This is a genomic window from Rhizobium sp. NZLR8, assembly GCF_019685025.1.
In the GTDB taxonomy this organism is placed as follows: domain Bacteria; phylum Pseudomonadota; class Alphaproteobacteria; order Rhizobiales; family Rhizobiaceae; genus Rhizobium.
On record NZ_JABDVY010000002.1, the window covers coordinates 203,027 to 225,220 of the forward strand.

The 22,194-nt window shown below is 60.7% G+C and carries 24 protein-coding genes; 18 read left to right on the forward strand and 6 right to left on the reverse strand.

All coding sequences use genetic code 11. The features are described 5' to 3' along the window. Positions 1–3 precede the first annotated feature (3 nt). From HJB89_RS05005 to HJB89_RS05020, 4 genes are all read right to left on the reverse strand, one after another. The gene (locus tag HJB89_RS05005; protein WP_207585042.1) at positions 4–888 is read right to left on the reverse strand and encodes a carbohydrate ABC transporter permease; all 885 of its coding nucleotides are present in this window, start codon (positions 886–888) and stop codon (positions 4–6) included. Further along, positions 888–1,775, reverse strand: a complete 888-nt coding sequence (locus HJB89_RS05010; protein ID WP_207585041.1) for a carbohydrate ABC transporter permease — start codon at positions 1,773–1,775, stop codon at positions 888–890. Before HJB89_RS05010 ends, HJB89_RS05005 begins: the two co-directional genes overlap by 1 nt. A 97-nt stretch (positions 1,776–1,872) precedes the next feature. After that, positions 1,873–3,105: an ABC transporter substrate-binding protein gene (locus HJB89_RS05015; protein ID WP_221149105.1), complete on the reverse strand. Its 1,233-nt coding sequence runs from the start codon at positions 3,103–3,105 to the stop codon at positions 1,873–1,875. Positions 3,106–3,163: 58 nt separating this feature from the next. Then, on the reverse strand, positions 3,164–4,117 hold the full coding sequence (locus HJB89_RS05020) for a sugar phosphate isomerase/epimerase (RefSeq protein ID WP_221131341.1): 954 nt from the start codon (positions 4,115–4,117) through the stop codon (positions 3,164–3,166). Positions 4,118–4,339: 222 nt separating this feature from the next. Between HJB89_RS05020 and HJB89_RS05025 the strand changes: the two genes are divergently transcribed. The 5 genes from HJB89_RS05025 to HJB89_RS05045 all read left to right on the forward strand — a co-directional run bounded on the left by HJB89_RS05025 (position 4,340) and on the right by HJB89_RS05045 (position 9,939). Further along, positions 4,340–5,410, forward strand: a complete 1,071-nt coding sequence (locus HJB89_RS05025; protein WP_207585038.1) for a LacI family DNA-binding transcriptional regulator — start codon at positions 4,340–4,342, stop codon at positions 5,408–5,410. Positions 5,411–5,647: 237 nt separating this feature from the next. Then, complete coding sequence (locus tag HJB89_RS05030) at positions 5,648–7,522, forward strand: adenylate/guanylate cyclase domain-containing protein (protein WP_207585037.1); 1,875 nt, start codon at positions 5,648–5,650, stop codon at positions 7,520–7,522. Between the two features lie 117 nt (positions 7,523–7,639). Continuing rightward, on the forward strand, positions 7,640–8,971 hold the full coding sequence (locus tag HJB89_RS05035) for a hypothetical protein (protein WP_221149108.1): 1,332 nt from the start codon (positions 7,640–7,642) through the stop codon (positions 8,969–8,971). Between the two features lie 8 nt (positions 8,972–8,979). Next, complete coding sequence (locus tag HJB89_RS05040; RefSeq protein ID WP_221149110.1) at positions 8,980–9,582, forward strand: hypothetical protein; 603 nt, start codon at positions 8,980–8,982, stop codon at positions 9,580–9,582. Between the two features lie 33 nt (positions 9,583–9,615). Then, complete coding sequence (locus tag HJB89_RS05045) at positions 9,616–9,939, forward strand: hypothetical protein (protein ID WP_221149112.1); 324 nt, start codon at positions 9,616–9,618, stop codon at positions 9,937–9,939. Positions 9,940–10,107: 168 nt separating this feature from the next. Here HJB89_RS05045 and HJB89_RS05050 read toward each other — a convergent pair whose 3' ends face one another. Then, on the reverse strand, positions 10,108–10,326 hold the full coding sequence (locus HJB89_RS05050) for a hypothetical protein (RefSeq protein ID WP_221149113.1): 219 nt from the start codon (positions 10,324–10,326) through the stop codon (positions 10,108–10,110). Between HJB89_RS05050 and HJB89_RS05055 the strand changes: the two genes are divergently transcribed. The 7 genes from HJB89_RS05055 to HJB89_RS05085 all read left to right on the forward strand — a co-directional run bounded on the left by HJB89_RS05055 (position 10,325) and on the right by HJB89_RS05085 (position 16,333). Further along, positions 10,325–10,756 carry a biotin/lipoyl-containing protein gene (locus HJB89_RS05055; protein ID WP_221116812.1) on the forward strand — a complete coding sequence of 144 codons (432 nt, stop codon included), beginning with the start codon at positions 10,325–10,327 and terminating at the stop codon, positions 10,754–10,756. The genes HJB89_RS05050 and HJB89_RS05055 overlap by 2 nt on opposite strands. Further along, positions 10,756–12,150: an acetyl-CoA carboxylase biotin carboxylase subunit gene (gene accC, locus HJB89_RS05060; RefSeq protein WP_221131343.1), complete on the forward strand. Its 1,395-nt coding sequence runs from the start codon at positions 10,756–10,758 to the stop codon at positions 12,148–12,150. The genes HJB89_RS05055 and accC overlap by 1 nt, the downstream gene beginning before the upstream one ends. Continuing rightward, the gene (locus HJB89_RS05065) at positions 12,147–12,572 is read left to right on the forward strand and encodes an acetyl-CoA carboxylase (protein WP_221116810.1); all 426 of its coding nucleotides are present in this window, start codon (positions 12,147–12,149) and stop codon (positions 12,570–12,572) included. The genes accC and HJB89_RS05065 overlap by 4 nt, the downstream gene beginning before the upstream one ends. Next, positions 12,569–13,288, forward strand: coding sequence for a 5-oxoprolinase subunit PxpB (gene pxpB, locus HJB89_RS05070; protein ID WP_207585030.1), 720 nt, complete (start codon positions 12,569–12,571; stop codon positions 13,286–13,288). The genes HJB89_RS05065 and pxpB overlap by 4 nt, the downstream gene beginning before the upstream one ends. After that, positions 13,285–14,280, forward strand: a complete 996-nt coding sequence (locus HJB89_RS05075; protein WP_221149115.1) for a biotin-dependent carboxyltransferase family protein — start codon at positions 13,285–13,287, stop codon at positions 14,278–14,280. Before pxpB ends, HJB89_RS05075 begins: the two co-directional genes overlap by 4 nt. Positions 14,281–14,301: 21 nt before the next feature. Then, positions 14,302–15,069 carry a 5-oxoprolinase subunit PxpA gene (locus HJB89_RS05080; RefSeq protein WP_221149117.1) on the forward strand — a complete coding sequence of 256 codons (768 nt, stop codon included), beginning with the start codon at positions 14,302–14,304 and terminating at the stop codon, positions 15,067–15,069. 61 nt (positions 15,070–15,130) lie between these two features. Then, positions 15,131–16,333, forward strand: coding sequence for a pyridoxal phosphate-dependent aminotransferase (locus HJB89_RS05085; RefSeq protein WP_221149119.1), 1,203 nt, complete (start codon positions 15,131–15,133; stop codon positions 16,331–16,333). Between the two features lie 14 nt (positions 16,334–16,347). Here the strand turns inward: HJB89_RS05085 and nac are convergent, their stop codons facing one another. Then, the gene (gene nac, locus HJB89_RS05090) at positions 16,348–17,253 is read right to left on the reverse strand and encodes a nitrogen assimilation transcriptional regulator NAC (protein ID WP_221149123.1); all 906 of its coding nucleotides are present in this window, start codon (positions 17,251–17,253) and stop codon (positions 16,348–16,350) included. Between the two features lie 232 nt (positions 17,254–17,485). On the opposite strand from nac, the gene HJB89_RS05095 reads away from it, so the two are divergent. The 6 genes from HJB89_RS05095 (at position 17,486) to HJB89_RS05120 (ending at position 22,110) form a co-directional block, all read left to right on the forward strand. After that, a complete protein-coding gene (locus HJB89_RS05095) occupies positions 17,486–18,259 on the forward strand; it encodes an SDR family oxidoreductase (RefSeq protein WP_221149125.1) in 774 nt (257 codons plus the stop codon). Beyond that, complete coding sequence (locus HJB89_RS05100; protein WP_221149127.1) at positions 18,256–18,963, forward strand: amino acid ABC transporter permease; 708 nt, start codon at positions 18,256–18,258, stop codon at positions 18,961–18,963. The genes HJB89_RS05095 and HJB89_RS05100 overlap by 4 nt, the downstream gene beginning before the upstream one ends. Then, positions 18,960–19,715: an amino acid ABC transporter permease gene (locus tag HJB89_RS05105; RefSeq protein WP_221149129.1), complete on the forward strand. Its 756-nt coding sequence runs from the start codon at positions 18,960–18,962 to the stop codon at positions 19,713–19,715. Before HJB89_RS05100 ends, HJB89_RS05105 begins: the two co-directional genes overlap by 4 nt. After that, on the forward strand, positions 19,712–20,476 hold the full coding sequence (locus HJB89_RS05110; RefSeq protein WP_221116806.1) for an amino acid ABC transporter ATP-binding protein: 765 nt from the start codon (positions 19,712–19,714) through the stop codon (positions 20,474–20,476). The genes HJB89_RS05105 and HJB89_RS05110 overlap by 4 nt, the downstream gene beginning before the upstream one ends. A gap of 31 nt (positions 20,477–20,507) precedes the next feature. Then, positions 20,508–21,344 carry an ABC transporter substrate-binding protein gene (locus HJB89_RS05115; protein ID WP_207585021.1) on the forward strand — a complete coding sequence of 279 codons (837 nt, stop codon included), beginning with the start codon at positions 20,508–20,510 and terminating at the stop codon, positions 21,342–21,344. A 91-nt stretch (positions 21,345–21,435) separates the two neighbouring features. Continuing rightward, positions 21,436–22,110, forward strand: coding sequence for a 4-carboxy-4-hydroxy-2-oxoadipate aldolase/oxaloacetate decarboxylase (locus HJB89_RS05120; protein WP_207585020.1), 675 nt, complete (start codon positions 21,436–21,438; stop codon positions 22,108–22,110). Positions 22,111–22,194: the final 84 nt, after the last annotated feature.

Genomic DNA, 22,194 nt, shown 5'->3' on the forward strand with positions numbered 1-22,194 from the left:
GCATTACCCCTTGACTGCGCCGGCCGCGATGCCGCGCACGAACCAGCGGCCGGACAGGAAATAGATGGCGAGCGGAACGATGGCGGTCAGGATCGTCGCCGCCATGTTGACGTTGTAGGTCCGCTCGCCCATCGTGGTGTTGACGATATTGTTGAGCTGCACGGTCATCGGCAGGTTGTCACGCCCGGCAAATACCAGACCGAGCAGGAAGTCGTTCCAGATGCCGGTGAACTGCAGCATCGAGACCACCACCACCATCGGCACGGCGATCGGCAGCATGATCTCGAAAAAGATACGCCAGAAGCCGGCGCCGTCGACGCGCGCCGCCTTGCAGAGCTCCTCCGGCACGCTGATGAAATAATTGCGGAAGAGCAGCGTCACCAGCGGCAGGCCGAAGATGACATGCACGAGAATGATGCCGGCGAGCGAATTGTAGAGGGCGATATTCGCCATCGCCCGGACCATCGGATAGAGAAAGATCTGGTAGGGGATGAGGCCGCCGGCCATCAGCAGGCCGAAGAGCAGGTTTGCCCCTCGCGGCCGCCAGAGCGACAGCGCATAGCCGTTGACGGCGCCTATAAAGACCGAGAGCGCAACCGCGGGAAGGGTGATCGCCACCGAATTCCAGAAGCCGCTGCGAATGCCGACACAGACGGTCCCCATGCAGGCGCCCGACCAGGCGGTCGTCCAGGCGGAAAAATCGAGCGTCGCCGGCAGGGCGAAGATCTGCCCGAGCCGGATTTCCTCCATCGACTTCAGCGAGGTGACGACCATCGTGTAAAGCGGCAGAAGAAAGAAAAGTGCGGCAACGACCAGGAAGGCATAGAGGCCGATGCGCCCGACGGTGATCTGCGCCGGCTTCGGACCGTTCGGATGAGGACCGGCCATCACGCGGCTCCCTTCGCTCTGTCGCGCATGTGCATCGCGTAGCGGAACGGCGCGACTGCGATGATCACACCGAGGACAAGCACCGTCGCGCCGGCAGTGGCGAGGCCGAGGTTCTGACGTCCGAACAAATTGTCCATGATGAATTTCGCCGGCACCTCCGTCGCATTGCCGGGGCCGCCGTTCGTCATGGCGACGACGATGTCATAGGTCTTGATCACCCCCATAGCGAGCAGCATGCCGGCCGCCGCCAGCGCCGGTCCGAGCTGCGGCAGGACGATCGAGACATAGATCCGCCAGACGGGAATGCCGTCTATCCGCGCCGCCTTCCATTGCTCGCCTTCGATGCCGCGCATGCCGGCGAGCGCAATGACCATCACCAGCCCCGCACCCTGCCATACGCCGGCAAGCACCAGCGCATAGATCGCCATGTCACGATTGACCACCCAGTCGAGGACAAAACTCTCCCAGCCGAGCGAACGCACGCTCGCCTGGATGCCAAGGGTCGGATTGAGCATCCATTGCCAGATCAGCCCGGTCACCACGAAGGACATGGCATAGGGATAAAGAAATATGGTTCTGAAGGCGCTTTCAAAACGGATCTTGCGGTCCAGCGCCGCGGCCAACAGGAAGCCGAGCAACAGGCAGCCCGCGACGTAGAGGACGCCGAAGATCAACACGTTTTGCAGCGATGCAAGCCACTTGGCGGAAGAGAACAGCTTCGAATACTGCGCAAAGCCGACATAGGTTGAAGATGGAAAGAGCGTCGAATTGGTGAAGGACAGGCGGATCGACCAGGCCATGGTGCCGATGAAGACCACGACCGCGACGAACCAAGTCGGCAGCAGCGCAATGGTGGCGGAAAGATTGGATTTGCGTTTGATGGGCATCGGCCGGCTCGTTGACGGAAAAAGCGGGGCACACGCCACCGCGAGGCAGCGACGTCGGCCGCGGCGTCGGGATCAGGCCGACGCCGCAGGCACTATTCTACTCGAAGACAGCGAAGAAATTCTCGGCCCCAGTAGCTGCATCGTTCGAGCCACCGCTCCAGTATTCGTCGACGAAATCGTCGAGCGCGCCGACCTGCTGAGGAGTAAGCACGATCGCCTGATCCGGGACGATCGCACCGGCAGCCATCAGCTCGACACCCTTCTGAGCGCAGACATCAAGCTTCGACTTGTCGACATCGGTTCGCATCGGAACCGAGCCCTTCTTCAAGGCGAATTCGACCTGCACCTTCTGATCCATCACGACTTCGGCGAGAAGTTTCTGCGCCTTGTCGGTCGCGGCATTGCCGGTCTTCGGGAACCAGAGGGAGTCGGCGATATAGACCATACCCTTGGACTCCGGCACGATCATGCAGCCATAGTCTTTACCCGGCTCCTTGCCGGCAACGGTGAATTCGCCCTTCGCCCAGTCGCCCATGAACTGCACGCCGGCCTTGGCGGTGATCAGCATGGCCGTTGCGTCGTTCCAGTTGCGGCCGGCGGCACCCGCATCGACATAGCCGCGCAGCTTGGCGAGAATTTCGAGGGTCTTCTTCACGCCGTCGACCGAGGCCTGGCTCTTGTCCTTGTCGACATAGATCTTCAGGAAGCCGTCGATCCCGACCTGCGAGAGCAGGATCATATTGAAGACCTTGGTCTGCTGCCAGGGCTGGCCACCCCAGGCAACGGGAACGATGCCGGCAGCCTTCAGCTTGTCGAAGTCGGCGAAGAACTCGTCCCAGGTCTTGGGCTCCTCGGCGATGCCGGCCTTGCCGAAGGCTTCCTTGGAATAAAAGACCCAGCTTTCGCCATGGGCGCCGGTCGGCGCGAGATAGACCTTGCCGTCATAGGAGATGAGATCATGGATCGATTTCGGCAGGACGTCGGCCCATTTGCCGGCACCGGCTACGTCGTCGATCGGATTGAACAGACCTTGGTTGATGAAATCTGCGGCCGCGAGGCCGATGACGCCCTGCTTGGCCCCGGGCGCGTCACCGGCGACGATACGGTTCTGGAAGGCGGCATCGGCGGCGCCGAAGCCGGCGATCGAGGAATCCTTCCAGACGCCGCCGCGCTTTTCGAACTCGTTCTTGATGACGTTGAGGGCTGCCGCTTCGCCGCCCGACGTCCAGGACGACATGATCTCGATCGTCGGTTTGTCCTCGGCATGCGCCGAAGCGAAGAGACCGGCGAATGCCACACCGGCAAGAAAAAGCTTCATCATTGTCTTCATTGTTCCACCTCTTGAAAATGCCCTCTTTGCGGGGCGTTCGTTGTCTTGGGAATAATCGTCAGCGGTAGATCGGCAGGAGCGCCTGCCGGACGAGCGTCAGCCCGTTGGCGATGTCGCGGACGGGATCCGGCGCGGCATCGAGTTCGAGAATTGCCCAACCTTCAAAGGCACGGTCGCGCAGCAGTCGGATCCAGGCCGGCCAGTCGACCCGTCCAAAGCCGAAGCTGCAGAAATACGGCTGGTGGCGATCGTGGATGTGCTTGTCGATCGGCGTGTCGGCGGGCATAGGCCCGACCGCATCCTTCCAGTGGGCAATGATCATGCGCTCGTGGTGGCGATCAACGAGCTGGATGGGATCGGAGCCGGCAACGATGATATGGGCAGTGTCCGGGCACATATGCACATAGGCTGGGTCGGTCAGCAGCATCATCAGGTCGACGTCGCGTGCAGCGGCAAAAATCGAATGCGCCTCGGTGTGCAGCGCCAGCCGCACGCCCCTGGCATAGAGGGTCGCGCCGAGCCGGTTCAGGAAATCGGCGATCACCTTGGCGCGGTCGAAATCGTAAAACTGCACCGGCTGGGCGCCGAGCGTCTGGCGAAGCGGGGCGCCGATCACCATGATGTCGCTGCCGCAGGCTTTCAGGAAGTCGGCATATCGCTCCGCCTTGTCGATCAGCGCGCGCTGGGCTTCGGGCTCGGCGAAGTCGCCCGCCGCCTCCAGTTCCGCGAAGAAGCCGCTGCAGAGCGTCAGGCGGCGTCTTGCCAGCTCGGCTGCAAAAGCATCGACGGAACCATAGGTCTTGATCGCATCCTGCCAGTTGAACGGAGAAAAGGTCAGCTCGACGCCGGTGACGCCGGAGGCCTGGACGCTGTCGAGAATCTTGTCCCAGAAGGCGCGCGGTTCGGTGCGCGCATAGTCGATGATCGCGTCATGGCTATCGACGCCCCAGAAGCCGGGATCGAAGAACGTCACGAGATCGACGCCGAATCGGAGCCTGTCGCCAGTAGCCATAATCCATCCATTTCTTAAGGCATGACCTACTCGCGTGCGGAAGATCAGTTCCGCAATCAATAAATCATGAATTTTCAACGCATTAAGGAATGGCAATCGTTTGCCATGCCTAGATGATAATCAAGCTGGTTTTTTAAGCAAGCGATTTTTGGCAAACGTTTGCTATAAATCGCCGGCTGCCTTAGAGTTGCAAATCGAAGCATCCGGGAGAATGAAACAAACGTGAATAAAAACAAGGATGTGGCCATAGAGGAGCAGTCGGGCGCGCTGATGGCCGATGTCGCGCGGCTCGCCGGTGTCGCGATTTCAACGGTCAGCCGCGCGCTCGCCAATCCAGGACGGGTCAACGAGAAGACGCGCGCCAAGATCAACGCGGCGGCCAAGCAGCTCGGCTATACTCCCAATGCGATGGCGCGCGGTCTCAGGGTCGGCAAATCCAACATCATCATGATCATCCTGCCCGGATCGCTCTATTATGGCGTCTCACAGATCATTCCGCAGGTCCTGCAGAGCATCAACAAGTCGCTGATCCAGGGCGGCTACAACCTGATGATCGCCAACCTCGATCGCGACGAGATTTCCGAGCGGCACATTCTCGACCTCGCCTTCGGCGGCAGCGTGCGCGGAGCCATTATCCTGTCGTCGAAGCTTCCGGAGGTCGATGGGCGCTCGCTGGCAAGTTCCGGCCTGCCGATCGTTTCGATGCTGCTCGACATGAGCGATGCGGGACTGCAGAGCGTCGTGACGAACGACCGCGAGGCTGTGCGCGACGTCACCGCCGAACTGATCCGGCTTGGCCATCGCCGGTTCTTCTACCTTGCAGGACCTGAAGGCAATTATCATGACGTCGAGCGCTATGGCGGCGTGCTCGAGGCGCTTGCGGCAGCCGGCCTATCGAAGGAGGCCGTGCGTCGCTCGGGCGGTCGTCTCGATTATCAGCATGGTTTCGACATCGGCGTGCAGGCGGCAGACGATTTCGCTGGATTGGACGAGAAACCAACGGCAGTCATCGCCACCAGCGATGACATGGCCATCTCGTTTGTCAGTTGCGTCAAGCGCGCAGGCTTGAGCATTCCCGATGATCTGTCCGTCGTCTCCTTCGACGGTTCGCCCGTCTGCGAATTCTCCTCGCCACCGCTCTCGACGATCGAGCAGCCGGTGGAAGAGATGGGCCGCGCCGCAGTGGATCTCCTGCTCGACGCCCTTGGCCAGAGCCAGAACCCTGCTTCTGTGCCCACCGTCATCCGCAGCAGGCTTATCCTGCGGGAAAGTATTGCCCCTCCGAAGAGTTGACGATGGGGAACCGGTTCGCGCATCCCGTACAGAAACGCCAGGCCCTCATTCGGAGGGTGCCACCCTGAAGCGCCGTGTGCAACTTCTCGCTGCCGTAATCCGCGACCTCGAGGCTCTCCGGGAGTTCTTACGGGCGAGACGGCGATTTTAGTTGTCAGTCATACGATCGTCCGGCAACATTACTGGCTAGCTTCTCGAATTGAATAGTATTGCCACCAGCACGTTGGGGAGACGGGCATGTGTGCAGAGCTTGTCGAGCGTCGATTGACGGCTATTCTGGCTGCCGATGTGGTGGGGTACAGCCGTCTCCTGGAGGCAAACGAAGAGGAGACGCTCAATGCCCTTCGGCAGCATCGCCGCGAGCTCTTCGAACCAGCTGTCACGACCCACGACGGGCGTATAATCAAGGTGATGGGCGACGGTTTCCTGGTCGAGTTCGGCAGCGTGCTCAGTGCTGCACGATGCGCAGTCGATATCCAGCGCGGCATGCTGGAGCGCAACATGGGGATTCCAGCCGACAGGCACTTTGCGTTTCGAATAGGCTTGAATTTGGGCGACATCGTCTTCGATGCGGATGACTTTCATGGGGACGGCATTAATGTGGCGGTCCGGCTACAAGCCCTTGCAGCTCCGGGCGGTATTGCCTGTTCGGCGGCTGTGCGCCACGAAGTCGGAAACAAACTCGGTCTCGATTTCGCAGACCAGGGCGAAAAGACCGTCAAGAACATTTCCCGTCCTGTGCATGTCTATTTTGCCGATTGGGGCAATGTCGCCTCCGGTGAAGGGGTGCCGCTTGCGGCAAACGGCCACACGCAGGCACCCGTCAACAAACCATCCGTGGCAATCCTGCCATTTGCCAACATCAGCGACGATCCCGCCCAGGAGTTTTTCAGCGACGGCATTACCGAGGACATCATCACTGATCTGTCGAATGTTTCAGGCCTGTTTGTCCTGAGCCGCTACACTGTCTTCACATGGAAAGGCCGGAGCGAGAACCTGCAGCGCATCGCCAGGGAACTCGGGGTTGCCTATGTCGTAGAGGGCAGCGTCCGCAAGGCCGGCAACCACGTGAGGATCAATGCCGAATTGATCGACGCAGCCAGCGACGGCCACGTCTGGGCCGCGCGTTACGATCGCGACCTCACCGATATCTTCGAAGTGCAGGACGAGATCACGAAGGCAATTGTCGAGCAACTCAAGGTCAAGCTGCTCCCTGAGGAAAAGGAGGCAATCGAGCTGGCGCCGACAGAGAGCGTCGAAGCTTATACGCACTTCCTCAGGGGGCGCGAATACTACCATATTGCCTCGCGCTCGAACCATCTGATGGCCAGGCAGAGCTTCGCCCGAGCCATCGAACTGGATCCGAATTATGCGCGCGCCTATGCCGGTATCGCGGTTTGCGATGCGCGTCTGCGATCTCAGTTCGGCGCCGAGATTTCGGTGGAGGACATTCTCGCGAATACGACGATGGCACTCGTTATCGATCCCAATCTGGCGGAAGCACATGCGGCCAAGGGATTTGCGTTGGCGGTGGCCGGCAATCGCACTGAGGCAGTTTCTGCATTCGAGCAGGCTTTGTCGCTCGACGCAAATTGCCACGAGGCAAATCGGTACTATGCCGAATTTTGCGTCACCGAAGGTCAATTCGAACTCGCGGCTGCGCACTTTCAGCGTGCGATGGAAATCAAGCCTGCCGATTATGGTGCGCCGATCATGCTTGTGAACGTCCTTCGTTCGCTCGGGCAATTAGACAAGGCAAGTAGCTATGCTCGGATCGCGTTGAAAAAGGCGGAGGAAGAACTGCGGCTACATCCGGAGAATGCCAATGTTGCCTGCCTGGGAGCGACGGCGCTGGCCTTTCTCGGTGTCCGCGATCAGGCCCTGGAGTGGTTGGCCCGCTCTCTGGCGACGGATCCCGACGATATCAACATTCAGTACAATGCCGCCTGCACTTATGCACTGCTTGGCGAGATTGAGCGAGCGATAGACTTGCTCGAGGTCTGGATGCCTCAGGTCGGCATCGAGATGCGGCTGTGGTTCAAGAACGATTCCGACCTCGATCCCATTCGCAGTCACCCGCGTTATTCAAGGTTGGTTGAGCTGTCAGAATAACGCCTCGTACACCTTGGAAGGCTAGTTCTAATTCTATTTTATTACTTGCTAAAATTCTTGCGAGCGCCGATCGTCAACTTAAACTGGCAATCATAAAAGTCTTTTGAGGGGGAGCGGATGGGCACCCGGTTCAGGCTTTTTGTACAGCCTCCATTTGAAGATGCTCGGTCCAAGCCCGAGATTGTCGAAGTTTCGTCTCCGTTGGGTAGCCTGACAGCTGGCCCAGCCGACGATCGCATGTTCGTGGTGGAGCCGGTCGGCAAGACCGGTCCTTACGGTTTAAACCGCGGACCGCTCGGAACGCCGTACATCTATCTGCCGCCCTGGACCGGGAAAATCCTCGCGCCCGCCACTCCCGACCCGTGCGGCAATTTCAACTATCTCCGACCTGCGATGTCTGGCTTCGAAGCCGCGCATGTTTTTGGATGCGTGCGATTCACGCTGGATGTGTGGGAGCGCTATCTCGGCCAGCCGCTCACCTGGCATTTTCGTGATCATTATGACCGTCTGGAAATCTCCATTTTGCCGCAATGGGACAATGCCCAGTACGGCTATGGCTTCCTCGAAGTCGGCAGCCAGTTCGAGAAGGATGGAAACATCCTTCCCTTCAGCCTGGATTTCGACGTCATCGCCCACGAGGTGGGTCACGCGATCATCTTCAGTGTGCTTGGCGTGCCGCGTCCCGGAACTGAGTACCCTGAATATCTTGGCTTCCAGGAGGCCTTCTCCGACTGCGTGTCGCTGATCGCGGCCATGCATTTTCCCTCCGTGATAGACAATGTTCTCGTGGAGACGCGCGGTAACCTCTACCGTGCAAACCGCCTGTCACGCTTTTCGGAATTTTCGCCGCATCGCCAGATACGGTCGGCAAACAACAAACGAACGATGGCTGAGTTCGCGCGTGGGTGGAAGGACGAGCACGAACTCTCGCAACCCCTCACCGGCGCCATATTCGACATCCTCGTCGACGTCTTTCATGAGAGCCTCGTGGCGCGCGGCTTGATCTCGCATGCGGTTGAAGACCTCGCAGATATTGCCGAGTTCGATCCGGCTGCCGAGGCGCCGGTGCAGCATGCTTTCGACCGCGCTTTCGCGCAGGACTCGGATGGTTTTGTCGAAGCACTGCTCGACGCACGCGATATCGCCGGGACGTATCTGGCGGAAACCTTGTGGGCTCTCGCTCCCGACTTTCTCGACTACGGCGACGTCGCGAGAACGATGCTTGCGATCGATCAGGACGAAAGTGGCGGTCAGTTCGCACGGATCATCAGTAGAAACTTCAGGCGACGGGCGATCGGTGAAGTGCACGCTGGCCCGCACCTCAAAGGCGGCGAGCATCACAGTCATGTCCACTCTGCGCGGACATTACTGCCGATAGATTATCTGGAGCTTCCGAAGATGACCTTTCGCGAGAAAGTTCTGCTGTCGAGATCAGGCATCGGTCAATAACCAGGTAGATGGAGGCAGACGTGGCAGACAATGAAACCTTACTCGGCGTATCAGCGGTATATCTGTTCGGGCGTGAACTTAGTGATCTTGTTCTGAGAGGCGAGGTTTATCAGCCTCTGATCGGAAATCCATTAGGAGGAAACAGCTTTCTTAGGGGCCAGCTCAGCGCGGACGAAGCGACTCTCGCGCGAATCTACGCTTTCTCTTTCGAGGGAGCTTTTATTGAACTGAGCCGGCCGGCTATCTTCGTTGTCCACGGCAGCGGCGCGAATCCCGACGATCCCCCTCCGAAAAACGTCGCTGGTGACATCGAATATGACAGATTGTCTCGGTCCCCAGGTTCGAGTGCACGAACGGGCCTCGGCTCCCAAATTGGTGCTCTCGCCAGGGATATGAAGGTCTGGATCTATGACAAGGGCGATCTCTCGATGAGGCTGGATGCCCAAACGGGAACCCTTGAGCAAATCCTGCTTTCGGCCGAGGCCTCGGCTGACCCTCGAGGAATGGCGAGCGGCGGACTGTCCAGATCGGGCGGTGCCTTGTCCCGCTCCGGCGGCGTGATGTCGAGATCAGGCGGGTTCATCCCTCGCAGATCGGGCGATAGTGATTAATTTTGCGGATAAGGATGAATCAGGGAGGCTAACATGGCCGCGAAAGCTACTCTCAAAATTGAGCGTCTGGACCCCAAGCGTGTGCAAGCTCCACTACGCGCTCGAACGCCTTTTACACTTATAGGCCAAGGCTTTGGTGAGGGGATGGATGTATATATCTCTCCTAATAAGGACGGTAGCGATAGAGTTGACGTCAACGTACTTCCTGATGACTCTGCCACGAGCACGGACAAGGTATGGCCAGTCATTGCCAAGCCGGCGCTTGGCGTTCAGCCAACCCCGCCCGGTCAGCCTTTGTGGGTTGTGGCGGAATTGAATGGCCAGAAGAGCGCCATACAAGGATTTTTTATCGTCTGATTCTTGAGAGATAACGTCAATTCAAGCCGACGGTCTACGGCTTTGGCCACTGTCCTCGTGCGCAGTCTGTCTGTCGATTGCGCCGTTCAATGGATGTGACCCACAGACAGACCTGCGAGCGAAGCAGGTGCGATGAAGTGTGATTTATTTCGAAGGGAAGCGCCGCTTTTAAAAGCGCTTTGCTTTTCCATGGATTCGGTTCGCCTCGCCAGCGCCGGCCGCCGTCAGGGCATTCGGTGACATCTCGCCCATAGGGCGCGGATTGCGCTCCATCAAAACTTCGTCTGACCCCATCAGGCCATACGTCGTGCTACGAAAATCATAACGCCGGGCGATCTGAAACTTCAGGTCTGCGCGGTGGAATTTTGAAATTCCGAGCACGCACATGGACCTCTCGAAGATCAAGACGCTGATCGACTTTGTCGGACGATCGAACATTACCGAGCTGACCGTGACGGAAAAGGCCGTGACGGTTCGGATTTTCCGCACGTCGCCGGGAGAGGCAGACGCTGCTGAGCCCCCGCAAAAGCCGGAATCGGCGATAAGCCTCGTCTCCGATACGCCTCCGAGTGTCGAGAAAACCTCCCATGCGGTGAAGGCGCCCGTCTTCGGCGTTCTGCACCGGGCGCCGACGCCCGGCGAGCCGCCGTTCGTCGCGATCGGCGACGCGGTGGAGGAGGGGCAGACCCTTTTCATCATCGAAGCGATGAAGGTCTTCAACACGATCGCCGCGCCGCGGTCCGGGCGCATCACGCACCTGACCGATATCGACAATGGCGAGGTTGAGACCGGCGATCTGCTGGCGGAGATCGCCTGATGCCGGAAACATCTGAACAATCCGCCGCTTCAGGCCGCCGTTTCGATACCGTCCTCATCGCCAATCGCGGCGAGATCGCTGTCCGGATTCAACGCGCCTGCCGCGAACTCGGCCTGAAGACGGTCGCCATCTGCTCCGAGGCGGACAGGCAAGCGCCCTACGGCAAGACTGCCGACAGTTTTCTCTGCATCGGCCCGTCGACTGCGGGCAAGAGCTATCTCAATCAGGATGCCATTCTGCTCGCGGCACGTCTGACCGGCGCTGGCGCCATCCATCCGGGTTATGGCTTTCTGTCGGAAAACGCCGCCTTCGCCGACGCCGTCGAAAGGGCCGGGCTGGTCTTCATCGGCCCGACGGCGTCATCGATCGCGACCATGGGCGACAAGATCGTGGCAAAGCGAGCAATGATGGCCGCCGGCGTCCCCTGTGTTCCGGGTCCCGATACCGCGCTGCCCGACGACCCGGCCTCGATCGAGCGCATCGCGCTGGAGATCGGCTATCCCGTCATCGTCAAGGCGTCAGGCGGCGGCGGTGGACGCGGCATGCGCGTCGTGGTGAAGGCCGACCAGCTGCATGAGGCAATCGCGCTGACCCGCGAGGAGGCGCGCAAGGCCTTCGGCTCGCCGTCGCTCTACATCGAGAAATTCTTAGAGCATCCGCGCCACATCGAGATCCAGGTCATCTGCGACGATCACGGCAATGCGGTGTGGCTGGGTCACCGGGATTGCTCGATGCAGCGCCGCCACCAGAAAGTGGTTGAGGAAGCGCCGGCGCCCGGCATCGCGCCCGAGATCATCCAGCCGGTCGGCAGGGCTTGTGTCCAGGCCTGCCTTCAGATCGGCTACCGCGGCGTCGGCACCTTCGAATTCCTCTATGAGGATGGCGCCTTCTATTTCATCGAGATGAACACGCGGCTTCAGGTCGAGCATCCCGTCACCGAGCTGACCAGCGGGGTTGATATCGTCCAGGCGCAGATAAAGGTGGCCCAGGGTGACGTTCTGGATCTCGCCCAGAGCAATGTCACCTGCGAGGGCCACTCTTTCGAATGCCGCATTAACGCCGAGGATCCCGACACCTTCCTGCCGTCGGCAGGTGTCGTCACGCATCTGGCTTTGCCGCAGGGATCAGGCATCCGCGTCGATACGCATATTCATTCCGGCTACAGGGTCTCGCCCTATTACGACTCGCTGATCGCCAAGCTGATCGTCCACGCACCGACGCGGGCGAAAGCGATGGCCAGAATGTGCGAGGCGCTTGCCGGCATCGAGATCGAGGGCATCGCCACCAATATCCCCTTCCTGCGCGCCCTGTTCGAGGATCACGCATTCGCGCGCGGTGAGACCGATATCCACTATCTCGAGCAATGGCTGAAGCTGAGGAGGACGGCGGCATGAGCACCATCGATTTCAGCGATCCCGCAACCATCGCATTCCTCGCCGACGCGCTGACGGCCGCCGGCGTGGAGGGCCTCGAAATCTCCCGGCCGGACGGGCAGATTCGCATCGTCATTTCAGGGGAGGGCGGCGCCCGGATCGGCGTACAAGAAGCTACACCCCGCGCTCCAGGCCACGCGCCTGTCATCGTGAAGGCGCCGATCGCAGGACATTTCTGCGCCGAACATCCGGCCGCCGCCGTCCTGCCCCAAACTTTGCCGCGCTCCGTATCCGATGCGGATATCCTCGGCTTCATCAAGATAGGGCATGTGCTGCTTCCCCTTCGCGCCGGCTATTCCGGTGTTTTGTCCAAAGAGCTCGCTGAGTCCGGCGCATTGGTCGGCTTCGGCGATCCTCTGTTCGAAATCGAGCTGCCATCATGATCGTCACGACAACCCGACATGCATCCAGACATGCAGCGCAGCGCGAAATCGTTCCGGCCACCCAAAGCCGGGCACGGGTTTCCTCGATCGGGGCCAGATCCTTCCTGCTCGAGGCGCCAGGCGAGTTCGACCTCATCGCGCAGCGGCGGATCTGGGCCCTGTCCCAGACGGTGAAGGGTTGGACGGATCTTGCCGAAAACATTCCCGGGATGACCAACCTGCTGGTGATCTTCAAGGAGACGCCCGAAGACCCCGATGCAGTGGTCACCCGGCTGCTGGAGGCATGGGAGAATGCGCAGAGCATCGATCTCGATGGCAACACTATCGAGATCCCCGTCACTTACGGCGGCGAACATGCGACGGATCTTCCCGCCCTTTGCGATCTCTCCGGCTTGAGCGACCACGAAGTCGTCCGCATCCATCATGAAGCGACCTACCGTGTCTTCGCCCTGGGCAGCGCGCCCGGTTTCGGCTATCTGCATGGCCTCGATCCGCGCATCTATATGCCGCGAAAGACCGTGCCGTCGCTGAAGATGCCGAAGGGCTGCGTGACCATCGGCGGCATGCAGACCGGCGTCGCCATGCTGACCGGTCCTAATGGCTGGAATTCCATCGGCTTCGCATCACTGCAGATGTTCGACCCAACCTCGCCGACCCCCGCCATGATGGCGCCGGGAGATACGGTGCGGTTCCTGCCGGCAAGGATCGAACTATGATCGAGATCTTGGAAACCGGCCCGTTCAACACGGCGCAGGATCTCGGGCGTTCCGGCTATCGCGACATCGGCGTATCGGCGAGCGGCGCCATGGACCCGCTTGCGGTCAGGATCGGCAATATTCTTGCCGGCAATGATGAGAATGCGGCCGTGATCGAGGTGCAGACCTTCCCGTTCAGCCTGTGTTTCGAGCGTCGCACCGTCTTTGTCGTGACCGGGGCCGACGGCGGTCCGCATCTCGATGGATCGGAACTGCTTCCATGGTGCGCCTATACGGCAGAGCCCGGACAGGTCCTTGAATTGAAGCAGCCCCCGAGGCTCGCGCGCTCCTATATTTCGGTCGGAGGAGGGCTGGATATCCCAGTCGTCATGGGGTCGCGGAGCACGTCGCTGCGCGGCGGTTTCGGCGGCAATGCCGGCCGGCCTCTGACGAAGGGCGATCGGATCGCGGTCGGCGAGGATGCGGAGATCGCCATGCTGCCCGCCTCGGGTCTCGCCGTCGTCGAGCCCGCGGTGGCGCTACGTGAAGTCTTTCCGGCTCCTATCGACGGCGCCTTGCCAATCCGTGGTCTGCCTGCCGGCGAGCACGATCTTTTCGCCGGCGACGGCGAAGCCTTCTGGAGCCAGACCTGGAGGATTTCCTCCCGCAGCGACCGGACGGGCTACCGCCTGTCCGGCGAGCCGATCACGCCGACCGCATCCATCGAAATGCGCTCCCATGGCGTCGTGCCCGGCGTGATCCAGGTTCCGCCGGGCGGCGAACCGATCGTACAGATGAGCGATGCCAACACCGCCGGCGGATATCCGAAGATTGCCGGCGTGATCGAGTGCGATCTGTGGCGGCTCGGGCAGGCCCGCATCGGCGCCCGCCTGAAGTTCGTCCGGTCAACGCATGCGGAAGCGCGCGCCGTCGAACAGGCCGTCGCCCGCTATGTCGACGATGTCAGGCAAACATCGGGGATGGTCAAGCGCGCCCTGAAGGCGATGGCTTAAGGGAGGCGAAAGGAGGAACTGATGAAGATCGATCTGAATTCCGACATGGGCGAAGGATTTGGTCCTTACCGGCTGTGCGATGACGAAGCGATGATGAAAATCGTCTCCTCGGCCAACATCGCCTGCGGCTTCCACGGCGGCGACCCCGAGACGATGGGGCGCATGGTGCGGCTTGCGAAACTGAACGGTGTCGGCATCGGCGCCCATCCCGGCCTGCCCGATCGGCTGGGCTTCGGCCGACGCGAAATACCGTTCCAGGCAGACGAGCTTCGCCAGCAGATGCTCTATCAGCTCGGCGCACTGATGGCGATCGCCAGAAGCGAGCGGGTCGCTGTCTCCCATATCAGCTTCCATGCGGCCATGGGCAATATGGTCAACCGCGATCCTGTCCTCGCCGACCTGATGATGGACTCGATTGCCACCGTCGACGCCAATCTCGTCGTCTTCGTCACATCGGGCAGCGGAATTGAGCAGGCGGCGAAACGCGCGCGCCTGAAGACATTGGCGCTATTCCTTGCCGACCGGGCCTATGACGCCGGCGGCAGGCTGGTTGCGCGCGGGCTTCCCGGCGCCGTCGTCAAGGATGAAGCTGCGGTGCGCGCCCGCGTCCGAAAATTCCTCCTCGACCGAAACGTCGAGACCATCGACGGCGCCGTGATCACCATGCCGGCGCGCTCCATTCTCGTCCACAGCGACACGCCCGGCGCCCTGGAGCTTGCCGGCATCGTCCGCGGCGAGATCGAAGCCACGGGCGCGACGCTCGCTCCGGCCGCCGAACTCGCCGACTGACATAATCCTGATCGCCTGCGGGCGGTCTCTCGTTTCCATCCCTCATCGAAGGACCACGTCGATGTCCGTCATTGCAGACCGCCTGAAAAACGTCTCCATATCCGCATCCGCCACCATGACCCAGCGTGCTAGGGAATTGGCCGCCAAAGGGATCAAGGTCGTCAGCCTCTCATCCGGCGAGCCGGATTTCCCCACTCCGGCACACGCGATCGAGGCGGCCCATGCGGCAGCGATTGCCGGCGATACGAAATATCCGCCGATGGACGGGACGCCAGCCCTCAAATCAGCCATCACAAGGAAGTTCAAGCGCGACAACAATCTCGACTACGATGCCAACCAGATCGTCGTCTCGGCCGGCGGCAAGCAGGTGATCTTCAATGCCATGCTGGCAACCTGCAATCCCGGTGACGAGGTCGTCATCCCCACACCCTCCTGGGTCAGCTATGCCGACATCGTCAAATTCGCCGGCGGCGTGCCGGTCGCGGTCCCCTGTCACGAGCAGACCGGCTTCAAGCTGCGGCCGGAGGATCTGGAAGCGGCAATCACGCCGCGGACCAAATGGCTCTTCCTGAATTTCCCGAACAATCCGACCGGAGCAGCCTGCTCGCGGGGGGAGATGGCGGCCATCGCCGAGGTCATGCTGCGCCATCCCGATATCTGGATCATGACCGATGATATCTACGAACACCTGGTCTATGACGACTTCCAGTTCTGCACGATCGCGGAGGTCGAGCCGAAACTGTATGAACGCGTCCTGACGATGAACGGTGTCTCCAAGGCTTACGCGATGACCGGCTGGCGGCTCGGCTTTTGCGCCGGACCGAAAGACCTGATCTCCGCCATTAGCAACGTCAACGGACAAAATGGCGGCGGCATCGCGACGCTGACGCAGGCGGCGGCGACCGCAGCGCTCGACGGGTCTCAGGATCTGCTGAAGGAGCGTGCGGCGATCTACAAGGAAAGACGCGACTTTGTGCTCGCCAAATTGTCGGAAGTGGAAGGGCTGCGCTGCCATCGGCCCGAAGGCGCCTTCTACATCTATCCTAATATTTCAGGGCTGATCGGCAAGACCAGCAAGGGCGGGCGAAAGATCGAGACCGACGTCAACTTCGTCATGGGCCTGGTGGAGGAGCACCATGTCGCAACCGTGCAAGGTGCGGCTTACGGAATGAGCCCCTTCTTCCGCATTTCCTACGCGACAAGTATGGAAAAACTCGATGAAGGTTGCGCCCGCATAGCCCAGTTTTGCAAGGACATGCGCTGACCGGCAATTGCGTCTCAGGCTTTCAGCCGCGCCGTCAACTCCAGAAGGATGTCTCGGACGGCAAGGGCCGGTTCCGACAAGGGATTCTGGTCGGAAACGCAAAGCGAAAGGGTTTCCTCGATCCGGGGCGAGACGAGCCGGCAAATCAGCGGCTCGCTCGATTCAGAGACGATGCGGTCGGCGATGGCTTTCGGCATGATCGTCGCGCCGAGACCGCCGTCCACCGCGCGGGCGAGCGTGCGGACGATTTCGACTTCCGCCACGACTTTCAAATTGGTGCGCGTGCGGGTGAAGGCGGTATCGACCGCGCGGCGGACGAAATTATAGACCGGGGGCAGGAGCAGCGGTATTCCGTCGAGAGTGTTGACCGGAACCGGTTTCGCATCCGCTTCAATGGCAAAGTCGCGATGGGCGACCAGGAAAAACTCTTCGCTGAGGATCGGTTCGAACCGCACGCCCTTGATTGGTCCGGTTCCATGGAGAAGCGCCATCTCCAGCCGGCCGTTCATGATCATTTGGCTATAGGTCTGGCCGACACTTTCGGTCAGATGCAGCAGAATGCCGGGATGCCGTTTCCGCGTCTCCGACAGCAGGTCGACCGAGAGCGTCGCCGCACTGCTGAACGGGACTAGACCGACGGACACGCGTCCGGCAAGCGAATTTCCGGCCGCCGATGCATCGGCCTGCGCCTGCTCCATCTGCCGAAGGATAATCTGCGCATGGCGATATACCGCGTGTCCCGCATCGGTCATGCTGACGCCCTGCTGGCTGCGGATCAGCAGCTTGTGGCCGAAATGCTCTTCCAGCGCCGCAAGCTGCTGGCTGAGAGCCGGCTGGGCGATATGCAAAAGATCCGCCGCTCGCGTGATGCTGCCGCTGTCGACGATCACGATGAAAGATTTGAGGCGTCTGATGTCCATGGGGATCGGGGTACCGTGCTGATCTGCGGATGGCATGTTTGCAGACGCGCATCGCTTTTGCAACGCGACGCGGCCTGAGGCAAGGCCGCGAGAGAATGCCGGCATCGCCACTTTCTCTTCTTCGGCAGACCGCACCGGCTCCATAACCGTTGCTTATTGCTCCAGAGATAATCGGTCTTAGGCAAGGGGTTGAAGCTTCGCTACTCTCTCTTTCAACAACAAGGGAACGACAATGCCATTCTCCGACTACAAGACCGCACTGGTGACCGGCGCATCCTCCGGTATCGGCGCAGCCGTGGTTGAGCGGCTTCGCCGAGAGAACATCGAAGTGCATGCCGTTGCCCGCAGTGCCGAAGCACTGAAACAGTTGGCGACACGCACAGGCTGCGTCGCCCACACCATCGATGTGACCGACCGTGAGGCGATCGCCGAGCTCGCGCGTCGGGTGGAATTCGACATCCTCGTCAACAATGCCGGCGTCGACCGGCCGAAGAAATTCCTGGAAGCCGACGAGGGCGATATCGATCTCATCGTCGACGTCAATCTGCGAGCCGTCCTGCACATCTGCCGTCTGGTCGTGCCGGGCATGGTGGCGCGGGACCGCGGCCACGTCATCAACATCTCCTCGATCGCCGGCGCCTATAATTTCGGCGGCAATTCTTCCTATCACGCCACCAAGGCAGGGGTGAGCATGCTGTCCAACCAGCTGCGCATCGACGCTTTCGGCAAGCGGGTGCGGGTCACGGAAATCTGCCCCGGCCGCGTCGCCACGGATATTTTCAATCACGTCCACGGCGATGATTCGAGCATCCGGGAAAAGTTCATCGACGGTTTCGAACTGCCGCAGGCGGCCGATATCGCCGACGCGATCGCCTTCGCCATATCGGCCCCCGTCGCCGTCAACATCGGACATATGGAGATCACGCCGACGCTGCAGGTCATGGGCGGCCTGCAGACCGCAAGGCCGCAACTAAAGACAGATCCATCCGGGGAGCCAACCCCGTGAGCGGTTTCGACCTTTCGGCAATCCTCGGAAATCCGGAATATACCGCCATGCTGCTGCATGGCATCGAGATGACCTTCATCATCTTTGCCGGATCCTGGTCGCTGGCGATGGCGCTGGCTGTTCTGCTGCTCAGTTTGCGTCTGTCGCCCTTTCGTTTCGGCGATCCGATAGTTGCCGCTTACGTATCCTACCACCGCAACGTCCCCACCCTGGTCCAGCTCATGCTGTGGTATTTCGGGATCTTCACCCTAATGCCGAGCGGGCTGGGAAAATGGCTTGCCATCCATAATGCCGAGGCCATCTTCGCGGTGATCGGGCTTGGGCTTTGCCAGGCGGCCTATTTCAGCGAAGATCTTCGTTCGGGCGTGCGCTCGGTCGGTCCCGGCCAAATGGAGGCGGCTCGGGCGCTGGGCCACGGTTATGTCTCGGCGATGCGTTTCGTCATCATGCCGCAGGGCGTGCGCAACGCGCTGCCGCCGCTCGTCAATCATAGTGTTTCGCTGTTCAAGAACAGCAGTCTCGCCGTCATCATCGGGGCGTCGGAACTGACGCATGCGGTCAAGGAAATCGAGAACCTCAGCTTCCGGACCTTCGAAATCTACCTGATCGGCACCGTTCTCTACCTCTTCTTCTCGCTCGTGATCATGAGCATCGGCGCCTATCTGTCGATGCGCGCGGATCCTGCCAGGAGCGCGCGCGCATGATCCACGATATGATCGCCATCGTCCGAGACTATTGGCTGCTGCTCTTGATCGGCCAATATCCGAACGGACCGCTCGGCGGGCTCGCCAATACGCTGATCCTGTCGGCGCTGAGCATCGCTCTCGCCTTTCCGGTCAGCATCCTATTTGCAATGGCGCGGCTCTCTCGGTCGCCGCTGCTGCGCTGGCCAGTCACTGCCCTTGTTTATTTCACCAGGGGCGTGCCGCTGCTGATGCTCATCCTGTGGAGCTATTTCCTGGTTCCGCTGCTGACCGGCGCCGACGTGCCAAGCTTCGTCACCATGCTGACGACACTCGTGGTCTACCAGAGCGCGTTCCTGAGCGAGGTCGTCCGTGCGGGCATCGTCGCGCTCGGACCGGGCCAGATGGATGCGGCGCGTGCGCTTGGCCACGGTCATATCGGCGCGATGCGCTACATCATCCTGCCGCAGGCGCTCTACAACATGATCCCGAGCATCCTCTCCACCTTCGTGTCGACGATCAAGGACACGACGCTCGGCTACGTGATCAACGTGCCGGACCTGACCTTTGCAGCAAGCCAGGTCAACAATCAGCTGCTGACGCAGCCTTTCCAGGTCTTCCTCATCTTGGCGATCGTCTACTTCGCCATCTGCTGGACGCTGACCTACTTCGCAAATCGCCTCGAGCGGCGCATCACGCGGCGGCGTGCGGGACTTCTCAACGTCCCCGCCGCCCTGGTCACGCCGTCGAAAATCGTATCGGAGCAGCTATGACCATGTCCGTTTCAACGCAGGAATCGCAGACGATCCGGCTTTCGCAGGTCTGCAAGAGCTACGGCGACTATCCGGTCCTGAAGGACATCGATGCGCAGGTTGCGCGCGGCGAGGTCGTGGTCATCTGCGGACCGTCCGGTTCGGGAAAATCCACGCTGATCCGCACGATCAATCGCCTTGAGGAGATCAATAGCGGATCGATCACGCTCGACGGGCAAAACATTCACGCCTCGATGCGGGCGAGAGAACTCAATACGATGCGCAGCCGGATCGGCTTCGTCTTCCAGAACTTCAACCTGTTTCCGCATCTGTCCGTCGCCGAAAACGTATCGATGTCGCCGATCCGGGTGAAAGGCGTGGCACCCGATGTCGCGCGCGAAAAGGCCCTCAAGCTGCTCGATCGGGTCGGCCTCGCCGACAAGGCCCGGGCCTATCCGGGTCAACTCTCCGGCGGCCAGCAGCAGCGGGTGGCGATCGCCCGCGCCCTTGCCATGGAACCGCCGGTGATGCTGTTCGACGAGCCGACGAGTGCGCTCGATCCCGAAATGGTCGGCGAGGTGCTCGCCGTCATGAAGAGCCTGGCGTCCGAAGGCATGACCATGCTCTGCGTCACCCACGAAATGGGTTTCGCGCGCGACGTCGCCGATCGGATCTGGTTCATCGATGCGGGCCAGATCATCGAAACGGCGACTCCCGAGGACTTCTTCAACAATCCGACCCATCCCCGGGCTCAGCGTTTCCTCGCTGATCTCAGGCATTGAGACCAACGACCAAAAACAAAGGAGAACAGCAATGAACTGGAAATACCTGAGCCTCACCGTCGCATTTGCCGGCATGGCGGCCGCCTTGCCCGCGAAAGCCGATCAGCTCGACACCATCATGTCGGCGAAGACCCTGCGCTGCGCGACTTTCGCCGACGTTCCCCCCTTCGCTTCGCCGGATCCGAAGACCCGCGAAATGGCCGGTTTCGACGTCGATCTCTGCGGCGCCATCGCCAAGGAATTGGGCGTCAAGGCTGAAATCAAGCCGGTTTCGGTCGAAGCCCGCGTGCCCGAGGTCAAGCTCGGCCGCGTCGACATCACCGTTGCAAACCTCGCCTATACGGTGAGCCGCGCCGAGCAGATCCAGTTCAGCGATCCCTATTATCTCGCAAAGGAGATGCTGATCGTGCCGGCCGACGATGCCGGCAAGAAGAAGGCCGATTATGCAGGCCAGCGCCTCGCTTCGACCAAGGGTTCGACCTCGGAAATGTCGATCAAGCTTAACAAATCCGACCCGCTGACATTCCAGGATACAGCCTCGGCCTATCTCGCCGTCCAGCAGGGCAAGGCCCGCGGCATGGTGGCAAACACCATGACGACGACCAAGTTCGTCAATGAATCGAAGAGCAAGGGCAAGGAAATGCGGATGATCGAGGAGCCGATGCTTTACCAGCCGATCGGCATCGGCATGGCCAAGGATCAGCCGGCGCTGACCGCCAAGGTCAACGAAATCCTTCACAAGCTCGACGCAGCGGGCGAGATCAACAAGATCTGGGACAAGTGGCTCGGCCCGGATACCGAATACAAGATGACCCGCACCGATAAGGTCGTGCCGCTCTCCGAGCTGAAGTTCGACCCGATCCCGTGAGGCCTCCCGGCCTCAACGTCCTCAAGTGACGATTTCCAAACGAAATCCGACGGCGGGGCATGCCCGCCGTCACCAACGATGTGAGGCATCCATGATCCATATAAAAGATATCACTGAGCGGCCTGATAAAGCCGATATAGACGCCGTTTCCAAGTTTTCGCCGGCGACGATCCACGAAGCCCAGGGACGCCGCGGCGCGCTTTCCTCCCGCCTCAAGCCCGTCGACTACCGCATGAAACTGTGCGGCCCGGCCTTTACGGTGAAATGTGCGCCGCGCGACAACATCATGCTGCAGCTTGCCATCAACTACGCAAAGCCCGGCGATATCATCGTCGTATCGGCAGGGGAATACGAGGAGGCCGGATCCTTCGGCGATGTGCTCGCCAATGCCTGCCTGGCGAAGGGCATCGGCGGTCTCGTCACCGACACCGGCGTGCGCGACACGCTGCAACTGCGGGAACTCGGTTTCCCGGTCTTCTCGCTCAGCGTCTGCATCAAGGGCACGGTGAAGGAAACTATTGCGGCGGTGAACGACCCAATCATCGTCGGCGGCGAAACCATCAATCCCGGCGACATCATCGTCGGCGATGCCGACGGACTGGTGGTCGTGCGCAGGCAGGAAGCGCGGGAAGCCGCCCGGCTCTCGCAGGCCCGCGAAGACGCCGAAGCCGGCTATATCGCCGCGTACAAAGAGGGCAAGTCGGTCATCGAGGTCAGCAATCTCGACGCGGTGCTGAAAGCCAAGGGCCTTGTCGTGGATATTTGATGCACGGCGGGAGCGCCGAAGGCCTGCACCCAAAGATCAGCCTGGACACTATTATGGACACGTGTTCTATAAAGTGGACAGATT

Coding starts and splice junctions, on each gene's coding strand:
- HJB89_RS05005 (WP_207585042.1), bottom strand. CDS start 888: ATGGCCGGTCCTCATCCGAACGGTCCGAAGCCGGCGCAGATCACCGTC.
- HJB89_RS05010 (WP_207585041.1), bottom strand. CDS start 1,775: ATGCCCATCAAACGCAAATCCAATCTTTCCGCCACCATTGCGCTGCTG.
- HJB89_RS05015 (WP_221149105.1), bottom strand. CDS start 3,105: ATGAAGACAATGATGAAGCTTTTTCTTGCCGGTGTGGCATTCGCCGGT.
- HJB89_RS05020 (WP_221131341.1), bottom strand. CDS start 4,117: ATGGCTACTGGCGACAGGCTCCGATTCGGCGTCGATCTCGTGACGTTC.
- HJB89_RS05030 (WP_207585037.1), top strand. CDS start 5,648: ATGTGTGCAGAGCTTGTCGAGCGTCGATTGACGGCTATTCTGGCTGCC.
- HJB89_RS05035 (WP_221149108.1), top strand. CDS start 7,640: ATGGGCACCCGGTTCAGGCTTTTTGTACAGCCTCCATTTGAAGATGCT.
- HJB89_RS05040 (WP_221149110.1), top strand. CDS start 8,980: ATGGAGGCAGACGTGGCAGACAATGAAACCTTACTCGGCGTATCAGCG.
- HJB89_RS05045 (WP_221149112.1), top strand. CDS start 9,616: ATGGCCGCGAAAGCTACTCTCAAAATTGAGCGTCTGGACCCCAAGCGT.
- HJB89_RS05055 (WP_221116812.1), top strand. CDS start 10,325: ATGGACCTCTCGAAGATCAAGACGCTGATCGACTTTGTCGGACGATCG.
- HJB89_RS05050 (WP_221149113.1), bottom strand. CDS start 10,326: ATGTGCGTGCTCGGAATTTCAAAATTCCACCGCGCAGACCTGAAGTTT.
- accC (WP_221131343.1), top strand. CDS start 10,756: ATGCCGGAAACATCTGAACAATCCGCCGCTTCAGGCCGCCGTTTCGAT.
- HJB89_RS05065 (WP_221116810.1), top strand. CDS start 12,147: ATGAGCACCATCGATTTCAGCGATCCCGCAACCATCGCATTCCTCGCC.
- pxpB (WP_207585030.1), top strand. CDS start 12,569: ATGATCGTCACGACAACCCGACATGCATCCAGACATGCAGCGCAGCGC.
- HJB89_RS05075 (WP_221149115.1), top strand. CDS start 13,285: ATGATCGAGATCTTGGAAACCGGCCCGTTCAACACGGCGCAGGATCTC.
- HJB89_RS05080 (WP_221149117.1), top strand. CDS start 14,302: ATGAAGATCGATCTGAATTCCGACATGGGCGAAGGATTTGGTCCTTAC.
- HJB89_RS05085 (WP_221149119.1), top strand. CDS start 15,131: ATGTCCGTCATTGCAGACCGCCTGAAAAACGTCTCCATATCCGCATCC.
- nac (WP_221149123.1), bottom strand. CDS start 17,253: ATGGACATCAGACGCCTCAAATCTTTCATCGTGATCGTCGACAGCGGC.
- HJB89_RS05095 (WP_221149125.1), top strand. CDS start 17,486: ATGCCATTCTCCGACTACAAGACCGCACTGGTGACCGGCGCATCCTCC.
- HJB89_RS05105 (WP_221149129.1), top strand. CDS start 18,960: ATGATCCACGATATGATCGCCATCGTCCGAGACTATTGGCTGCTGCTC.
- HJB89_RS05110 (WP_221116806.1), top strand. CDS start 19,712: ATGACCATGTCCGTTTCAACGCAGGAATCGCAGACGATCCGGCTTTCG.
- HJB89_RS05115 (WP_207585021.1), top strand. CDS start 20,508: ATGAACTGGAAATACCTGAGCCTCACCGTCGCATTTGCCGGCATGGCG.
- HJB89_RS05120 (WP_207585020.1), top strand. CDS start 21,436: ATGATCCATATAAAAGATATCACTGAGCGGCCTGATAAAGCCGATATA.